The following is an 8,559-nucleotide window of genomic DNA, read 5'->3' on the forward strand; positions in this document are numbered from 1 at the left end:
CCTCGGCGGCGGGTAATCATCGGCACGAACACGCGGGGATCAAGCGCGCATCGCGCGCTTGATCCCTTCAGGCGGGGTCAGATGACGAACAGCCAGTTGGCGAGCAGCATCACCACGATGCCGGCAATCAGCGTCAGGTAGGGCAGGATTCCCGCTTTTCTGACCGCGAGATCCGACGAATTCATGCCAAGGTCAGCCAGCATATGGTCGGGGAACTTTCCCTTGTCCTGGATGTAATGCCTGAAGCAGAACACCGGGATGATGAGGGCAGCCGTGATCAGTCCTGCCCACAGCGCCATCGGGTTCCAGACCTTTGCCCCGGCGCCCATGAAGATCATGTTGACATAGGCAAAGATGGCGCCGAGGCCGAGCAACCAGCTCGGCGCGCGCCATGGCCGCGCGATATGGCCATTGTCGATGCGGTGGATCCAGCCGGCGTTGAGGTTGAGGAAGTTGAAGATGATGTAGCCGCAATTCGACACGGCGAGGATGAAGAAGAAACTCGTCGCGTCGGCCGAGGCGATGGCCAGCACGGCCAGGTTGAAGATCAGGTCGGTCCACATCGCCCGCGTCGGGGCGCCGTGCTCGTTGACATGGCTGAGATAGCGGGGCAGCCAGCCATCGACGGAGCCTTGGTAAAGCGTGCGCGAGGACCCCGCCATCGCCGTCATGATGCACAGCACCAGTGCCAGGATCATCAGCATCACCAGCAGGCTATGGATGAGCTGTCCGCCGCCGACCATGCCGGCCAAGGCATCGGCAACACCGGAGCCGTCGACGATCGGGGTGGCCAGCATGCCGTTCAAGCCGAGCACGCCCTGGAAGGTGAACGGCACCAGGATGAACAGCAGCATGCACAGCAGGCCGGAATAGAAGATCGCCTTGAAGGTGTCGGTGCCGGGATTCTTGAACTCGGACGTGTAGCAGACGGCTGTCTCGAAACCGTAGGTCGACCAGGCGGCGATGAACATGCCGCCGAGAACGAGCGTCCAGCCGGCGATGTTCCACGCCCCGGGCTCCGGCGCGTAGGCGGCCGCCAGCGGCACCAGTGGCGAAAAATTCGCCCAGTCGATCTGGCCGGTGACGATCGGCACGACGCCGACGATCAGCATCGGAATGATGACGAACAGGCCGATATATTTCTGCACGTTTGCGGTGCCCAGGATGCCGCGATGCTGGATGGAGAAGATGATCAGCATCAGCACTGCGCCGATCAAGAAGGTGGCATTGAAGGTGAAGGAGACCGGACCAAGCGTGTGTCCGTAGAGCGTCCAGTTGCGGATCGCCGGTGTGGCGGCCGCGGTGACCGCCGTGATGGCGTCGGCGGCACTCGCCCCAGTATTAGCCGCGATATAGGCGGCGACTTCCGGCGAGGTGTCGGTAAACAGCGGCACCGGCGCCAGCGCGTTGAGGATGTAGGCCGCGGCGATCGAGCAGCCGAGCGACAGCACCGGCGACCAGGCGAACCAGTTGCACCACACCGAAAGCGGCGCGATGAACTTGGAGTAACGCAGCCAGGCGGTGGCGCCATAGATCGAGGCGCCGCCGGACTTGTTCGGAAACAGGCCGGCGATTTCGGCATAGGTGAAGGATTGCAGGAAGCCCATGATCATGGACACGGTCCAGATCAGGAAGGCCAGCTTGCCGGTCGTGCCGGCAATGCCGCCGATCGAAAACAGGACAAGGGCGGGAACGCCGCTTGCCACCCAGAAGGCGCCGCGCCAATCGATGTTCCGGTGCAGCTTCCCTTCGGCAGCCGGAACCAGGGCAGAGACTATCGTGCTCATTTGCGTGAATTCCCCATTTTGATGTTCCCCATCGGCGACAGTCGACATTTCGCGATGCGTCACCGACGCACGCGTTGAACGACCTCAGGCGTTTCCGCTCAGTAGTATTTTTTTCTTAGGAGTGAAGATCGACGCGTCACGCTTTCACGTCAAGCGTTTTTGTGAAGCTGTGCACATCGCAGATGTGGGACACGCTCTTGCCTTCTCCCCTTGTGGGAGAAGGTGGCCTCGCGAAGCGAGGTCGGATGAGGGGTGATCCAGCTTGGCACCGACAGCATTCCGTCCAACACCACTCTTCCGTCTCGGCGCTGCGCGCCGATCCACCCTCTTCCACAGGGGGAGAAGGCAAGGGATGCTGCCGTCAAGAGCGCGGTCTGGTCTTTTGCGGATCGTAGTGGGCGAAGGCGACGACGCTCGCCGGCAGCCGCTTGCTGTGGCCGTCGAGCTTGCCGATCTCGACCGCGGTGCCGATCGCGGCATGGGTGACGTCGAGCCTGGCCAGCGCGATGGTCTTGTTGAGCAGCGGCGAGCGCATGGCGGACGTGACCTCGCCGATCTGGGCGCGGCCGACATGGACGCAATCGCCATGCCCGACCGCGACATTGGCGTCGATGTTGAGGCCGACCAGTTTCCTCTGCGGGTTTTCCTTGCGCCGGATCAACGCCTCGCGGCCGATGAAATCGTCGGTCTTGCTCTTCAGCGGCACGGTGAAGCCGATGCCGGCCTCGAACGGATCGGTCTGGTCGGAAAATTCATAGCCGGCAAAGATCAGCCCGGCCTCGATGCGCACCATGTCGAGCGCCTGCAGCCCCATCGGCTTCAAGCCATGCGGCTGGCCGGCCGCCCAGATGGCGTCGAACACCTTTTCGGCGTCGCGCGGGTGGCACCAGATCTCGTAGCCGAGTTCGCCGGTGTAGCCGGTGCGCGAGACGACGATTGGAATGCCGTTGCCGCCGCCGATGCGGGCGACGGCGAAACGGAACCATTCGAGCTCCTCGATCGACGGCTGCAGCGGCGAAGTCCAGATGATCTCCTTCAGGATGTCGCGGCTCTTCGGTCCCTGCACGGCGACATTGTGCATCTGGTCGGTCGACGAGCGCACCAGCACGTTGAGGCCGAGGCTCGTCGCGGTGTCGCGCAGCCATTCGCCGGACAGATCGTCGCCGCCGACCCAGCGGAAATTGTCCTTGCCGAGCCTGAGCAGCGTGCCGTCGTCGATCATGCCGCCATGCTCGTAGCACATGGCGGAATAGACCACCTGGCCGACGCCGAGTTTTTTCACGTCGCGGGTCAGCGTGTATTGCAGCAGCGCTTCCGAATCCGGGCCGGTGACCTCGAACTTGCGCAGCGGCGACAGGTCCATGATGACGGCGGCCTGCCGGCAGGCCCAGTATTCGTCGATAGGGCCCTCTTTTGCGAAGGAATTGGCCAGCCAATAACCCCTGTACTCGACGAAGTTGCGGGTGTGCTTGGCAAAGCTCGAATGAAATGATGTCTCGCGGGTCATTTTCGGTTCCGAATCGGGCGTCATGCGTCTCGCGATCGCTCGCGAGAATTTATGCTTACCGGAATAGGTCCGCACATGGATGTCGGTCAGGTTCCAGCCATTGGCCGGCGTCGTGTCGTCGGGACAGGCGGACGACACGCAAACGATGTCGGTAAGTGCCCGCAGCAGCACATAGTCGCCCGGCCGCGACCATGGCTCGTCCGACACCATGACGCCATGCGCGTCGATCGCCGTGTTGAAGAAGAAATTGATCGCCATCCAGCCCGCGCGCGGGCCAACACCCTTGTCGGCGAGCGCGCGGTTGAAATTCTCCGAGCAGTTGGGATGACCGGGATAGCCGATGTCGTCGTAATATTTGGCGGCGCAAGCGAGCGCGAACGCATCGTGCCGGCCGCAGGTGTCCTGCACCACCTCGACCAGCGGCTCCATGTCCTGGTCGTAATATTTCGAATGCAGGCCGGGCATCGGATAGCTCGAACCCATCAGCGTGCGGGTCGTCGTCACGTCGAGCGGATGGTCGCGTCCCTTGTCGAGCTTGCGCGCCGAAAAGCACTGGAAGTCGGTGCATTGGCGCCCGTCGACATCGATGATCTGCAGATAGTCACCCGCCTTGACGAAGTAGGCTTCCGCGGTCGCCGAATGGACGCGCAAATCGAGCACCGGGTCGGCCAGCGGGTCGCCAAGCCTGGACTTCGCCGCCGGATGGATTGTGGCACGGCGCACGATGACGCTGAGCGGCGTTGCCGTGTTGTGGCCGTCGACCGGCATCGGTCCGCCCGGGGCGGCGATCAGCATCGAGCCATTGCGGGCAACGGCAAAACCCTGTTCGGTGCCGGCAGGGGTGGCGCCGCCGAAGATGCGAACCGCCTTTGCCTGATCGAGCTGCACCTGGCGTCGCTCGAGCCCCCGGCGCAACGAAGCGAGGCTGTCGTCGCCATCGGCCAGCAGCGCCTTGATGCCGGCGGCATTGCTGTTCGAGTTCTCGCCGAAAATACCGGCATCAGTCACGCCGCTTTTATCCCATGCCAGCAGTTCGCAGGCTTGGCCGCCTTCGACGTTGCGCACGGTGACGATGTCGCCGGCCTCGACGTCGATGAGCACCGCACCATTGCCGTGGATGGAATAGCGCTCCATCCCGGCGGGCAGCGCCATCTGGCCGGGCCGCAGGATCAGGCTCGGTCGTGGCGGTCCGGCGGCGATGGCGGGGTAGGGCGACTGGCTCATCTCGACCCGGGTCTCAAGAAACAAGTTTGCCTGTGCGTAAAATTATTTTATCAGCAAGAATAGCAGTGCTTGTCGGTTTGGCAAGGCGAAGGTGGTGGGGCTCCCCTTCTCCCCTTGTGGGAGAAGGTGGCCGAGCGAAGCTCGGTCGGATGAGGGGTGCTCCAGCTTGGCATCGGCCGCACTCCGTCCAACACCCCTCAACCGTCTTGGCGCTGCGCGCCAATCCACCTTCTCCCACAAGGGAGAAGGCAAGAGGCAGCCGCTACGCCAGTTCCCCTGAATACCCGATGTCGACGCCATACTCGGCGGCTGCGTCGAGCATCGCGTGCCACAGGCTTTCGGCGAAACTTGCAAACACCAGAAGATTGAACACCGGCTGCCCGTCCGGCCGGTCATTGCCACGCCAGAGATTGACGCTGGTATGGTCGATCGATGTGGCGGCAGCGGCGTCGATCGGAAATGCCGCCTGGTGCAGATCGATCGATGACAATTTCGCCAGCATGGCGCGCGCCTTGGCCCCCGCTACGCTGATCAGCGCGCGCGCATGCGACTGGTCCGACAGCGAGGCGGATTGCGAGAAAGCTTGTCTCAAAATGTCGATCGCGTGCTTGCCGCCCTTCGACAGGACGAGGAACTGATCCGGTCCTGACCAGATGAGCGTCACGTCCGAAGCGGTGACCGCCTTCGGCACATCCGGAGCCGCCATGCCGAAACGGGCCTTGGCGGCGTTTGCCAGTTCCGCCCCTTTGCCGCGCCGCGCCATCACCTGGATCAGGTCGAAATTGCGGATCTCGGTGAGCGAAATGCCCGGTTCGGCGTCGCGCGCGCCATAGGCCCCCACGACAAGCGCGTGCTCGAGCGGACTGCGAGAAACCCAGGAAAACTCAGTCACGCTGGCGCCCTCCATCCGGATCGTAGAAGACGGGATTACACAGTTCGACATCATAGTCTTCGCCGCGCAGCGGGTCATGCGCATGGACGATCTCGCCGATCCGCTCGCGGCCGCGCTCGACAAGCGCCAGCCCGATCCACTGGTCGAGCGTCGGCGAGAAGCAGACCGAGGTGACATAGCCCTGGTCGTTGGCGGAACCCGGTATCTCGCCCTTCGGAATGATATGCGTGCCGGAGCGCAGGCGGCGCGCTCTGTCCGTCGGCTTGATGCCGACCACGACCTGCCGGGTGGGGGCGACCAGCGCCTCGCGTCCGGCCATGACGCGGCCGACAAAATCCTTCTTGGTCGACATCATTTTGCCCAGACCGAGGTCGCCTGCGGTCGTCGTGCCGTTCAGTTCCGGTCCGGCGACATGGCCCTTCTCGATGCGCATCACGCCAAGTGCTTCGGTGCCGTAGGGTGTGGCGCCGAATGGTTTGCCGGCCAGCGTCAGATTGCGCACCAGCGCATCGCCGTAGCGGGCAGGAACGGAGATCTCGAACGCCATCTCGCCGGAGAACGAGATGCGGAACAACCGCGCCTTGATGCCGCCGCGAAGCGCCACTTCGCGCGCGCCCATGAACGGAAAGCCCTCGTTCGACAGGTCCTCGGCCGGATCAACGATTTCCCGAAGCAGATCTCGGGTTTTCGGCCCGGCGATAGAGAATTGCGCCCACTGGTCGGAGACGGAGGTCAGCTGCACGTCGAGTTCAGGAAACAGCACCTGCCGGCAGAATTCGAGATGCTGCATCACCGGCCCGGCCTTGGCAGTCGTGGTGGTCAGGAAATAATGGTCCTCGGCCAGCCGCGACGTGGTGCCGTCGTCATAGACCATGCCGTCCTCGCGCAGCATCAGCCCGTAGCGCGCTTTTCCCACAGCAAGACTGGAGAAAGTGTTGATGTAGACGCGGTCGAGGAAGGTGCCGGCATCCGGGCCGTGCACGTCGATCTTGCCGAGCGTCGAGACGTCGCAAAAACCGACGCCGCCGCGCACCGCCTTGACCTCGCGGATGACCGTTTCCAGCCAGTCCTTCTCGCCGGCGCGCGGATACCATTGCGCGCGCTTCCACAGGCCGGTGTCGACGAACACCGCGCCCTGTTCGGCTGCCCAGTGATGCGACGGCGTCCGCCTTGTCGCGTGGAAGTTTTCGTCGCGATGATGGCCGGCAAAGGCGCCGATGGCGACCGGCACATAGGGCGGACGGTAGATCGTCGTGCCGGTCTCGGGAATGGATTTGCCTGATAGCGCCGCCATGATGGCGAGGCCGGCGACATTCGAGGTCTTGCCCTGGTCGGTCGCCATGCCGAGCGTCGTATAGCGCTTCAGATGCTCGACCGATTCAAAACCTTCGCGCTGCGCCAGTTCGATGTCCCCAGCGGCGACGTCATGCTGGTAGTCGACAAAGGCTTTTCCTTTGCCGGAAACGTGCCAGAGCGGGGTCAGCGAAAAAGCATCGTCGTCGGCGACTGGCGGCATGCCGGCACTGCCGTTGTGCCCGGCGCTCTGCGCTGCCGCCGCACCGGCGGCAAACCCCTGTCGCAGGCAGGCGCCGAGCCCAAAAACGCCGTTGGCAGCACCGGCGGCCACCATGCCGGGAGGCGCGCTGTCCGGCACGAAGGCCGATATATCGTCCTGCCATTTCGGCCGGCCGCGATGGTATGAGGTCAGCCCGACCGCCGGGTTCCAGCCGCCGGAAACGGCAAGCCCGTCGGCTTCGACCTCGGCGCGTGCGCCGCCTGCCAGAGATATCGAGATTTTCCTGACACCGTCCTTGCCGCCGTCCACCCCGCTGACGAAACCGTTCAAAATGGCAAAGCCGGCCTTGGCGGCAAGCGCCCGATGCGCGGCGGATACGTCCGGACGCGCATCGACGACCGCCGCGATCTGCAGTCCGGCGCCGAGTGCCGCCTCGACCGTGCGCCAGCCATCCTCATTGTTGGTGAACAGCGCAATCCTCTTCGCCGGGGTTGCCGCATAGCGCGCGATATAGGTCCGCATTGCAGACGCCATCATCACGCCGGGCGTGTCGTTGCCGGCAAAGACGATCGGCCGTTCGATGGCGCCGGCGGCGACGACACAGCGTTTGGCCACGATCCGCCACAGCCGCTGGCGCACCTGATGCTCTGGCGGGGAGGGCAGGTGATCGTTGACCCGTTCGATGGCGCTATAAGTCCCGCCGTCATAGACGCCGAACAGTGTCGTGCGGTTCATGATGCGGACATCGGGCAGCGAGGCGAGCTCGGCCAGCGTGCGCGAAATCCATTCGGCTGCGGGCACCCCGTCGATCGTGCCGCCGTCGGCAAGCAGGCGGCCGCCAACCGCAAAATCTTCCTCGCACAGGATGACGCGGGCACCAGATCGGCCGGCGGCAAGTGCTGCCGCCAGCCCGGCTGGGCCGGAACCGGCGATCAGCACGTCGCAATGCGCCCACGTCTTGTCGTAGTGATCAGGATCGGCAACGCCCGCGGCGCGGCCGAGACCAGCGGCGCGGCGGATCGCCGGCTCGTAGACTGCTTCCCAGAATTTTGCCGGCCACATGAAGGTCTTGTAGTAGAAGCCGGCGACGAACATCGGTGAGAACAGCTGGTTGACCGCCATCAGATCGTGGCGCAGCGACGGCCAGCGGTTCTGGCTGGCGGCTTCCAGACCGTCATAAAGTTCGGCGGTGGTCGCCTTGGTGTTGGGCTCACGCCGGGCTCCGGTGCGCAGCTCGACCAGTGCGTTGGGTTCTTCCGAGCCCGCGGTCAGGATGCCGCGCGGCCGGTGGTACTTGAACGAGCGGCCGACCAGCTTGACGCCATTGGCGATCAGCGCCGAGGCAAGCGTGTCGCCCTGGAAGCCGGCAAAGGTTTCGCCGTCGAAGCGAAAGTTTAGCGGCGCCGAGCGGTCGATGAGACCGCCCGATGTGAGACGATGGGGCTGGCTGGTGATCACGGTTGCCGGCCTTCCGTCGCTTTGACGTCATGCAGGAACGCAGCGCTGCCCCTCATCGCCCTGCCGGGCACTTCTCCCCGTATAGTGACGGGGAGAAGGGGGCCGGTGTCCGAACCGGATAGATAGGTAACAGAATGGACTGATTGCATGGGTGACAGTTTTCTCCTTCGCCGGG

The 8,559-nt window shown here is 64.0% G+C and carries 4 protein-coding genes; all 4 read right to left on the reverse strand.

What is annotated here, in order from left to right:
• Window positions 1-77: 77 nt before the first annotated feature.
• Complete coding sequence (locus tag X738_RS62535; RefSeq protein ID WP_031255379.1) at window positions 78-1,787, reverse strand: APC family permease; 1,710 nt, start codon at window positions 1,785-1,787, stop codon at window positions 78-80.
• Window positions 1,788-2,148: 361 nt separating this feature from the next.
• Window positions 2,149-4,518 (reverse strand): DUF1989 domain-containing protein, encoded by a 2,370-nt coding sequence (locus X738_RS62540; RefSeq protein WP_031255380.1) that lies wholly within the window; start codon window positions 4,516-4,518, stop codon window positions 2,149-2,151.
• 262 nt (window positions 4,519-4,780) lie between these two features.
• Complete coding sequence (locus X738_RS62545; protein ID WP_031255381.1) at window positions 4,781-5,410, reverse strand: sarcosine oxidase subunit gamma; 630 nt, start codon at window positions 5,408-5,410, stop codon at window positions 4,781-4,783.
• A complete protein-coding gene (locus X738_RS62550) occupies window positions 5,403-8,381 on the reverse strand; it encodes a sarcosine oxidase subunit alpha (protein ID WP_031255382.1) in 2,979 nt (992 codons plus the stop codon). The genes X738_RS62545 and X738_RS62550 overlap by 8 nt, the downstream gene beginning before the upstream one ends.
• Window positions 8,382-8,559 lie beyond the last annotated feature (178 nt).

This window comes from Mesorhizobium sp. L48C026A00 (genome assembly GCF_000502375.1).
Classification (GTDB): Bacteria; Pseudomonadota; Alphaproteobacteria; order Rhizobiales; family Rhizobiaceae; genus Mesorhizobium; species Mesorhizobium muleiense.

Excerpts from the sequence above, each read along its gene's own strand:
- X738_RS62535 (WP_031255379.1), bottom strand. The coding sequence starts at position 1,787 with ATGAGCACGATAGTCTCTGCCCTGGTTCCGGCTGCCGAAGGGAAGCTG.
- X738_RS62540 (WP_031255380.1), bottom strand. The coding sequence starts at position 4,518 with ATGAGCCAGTCGCCCTACCCCGCCATCGCCGCCGGACCGCCACGACCG.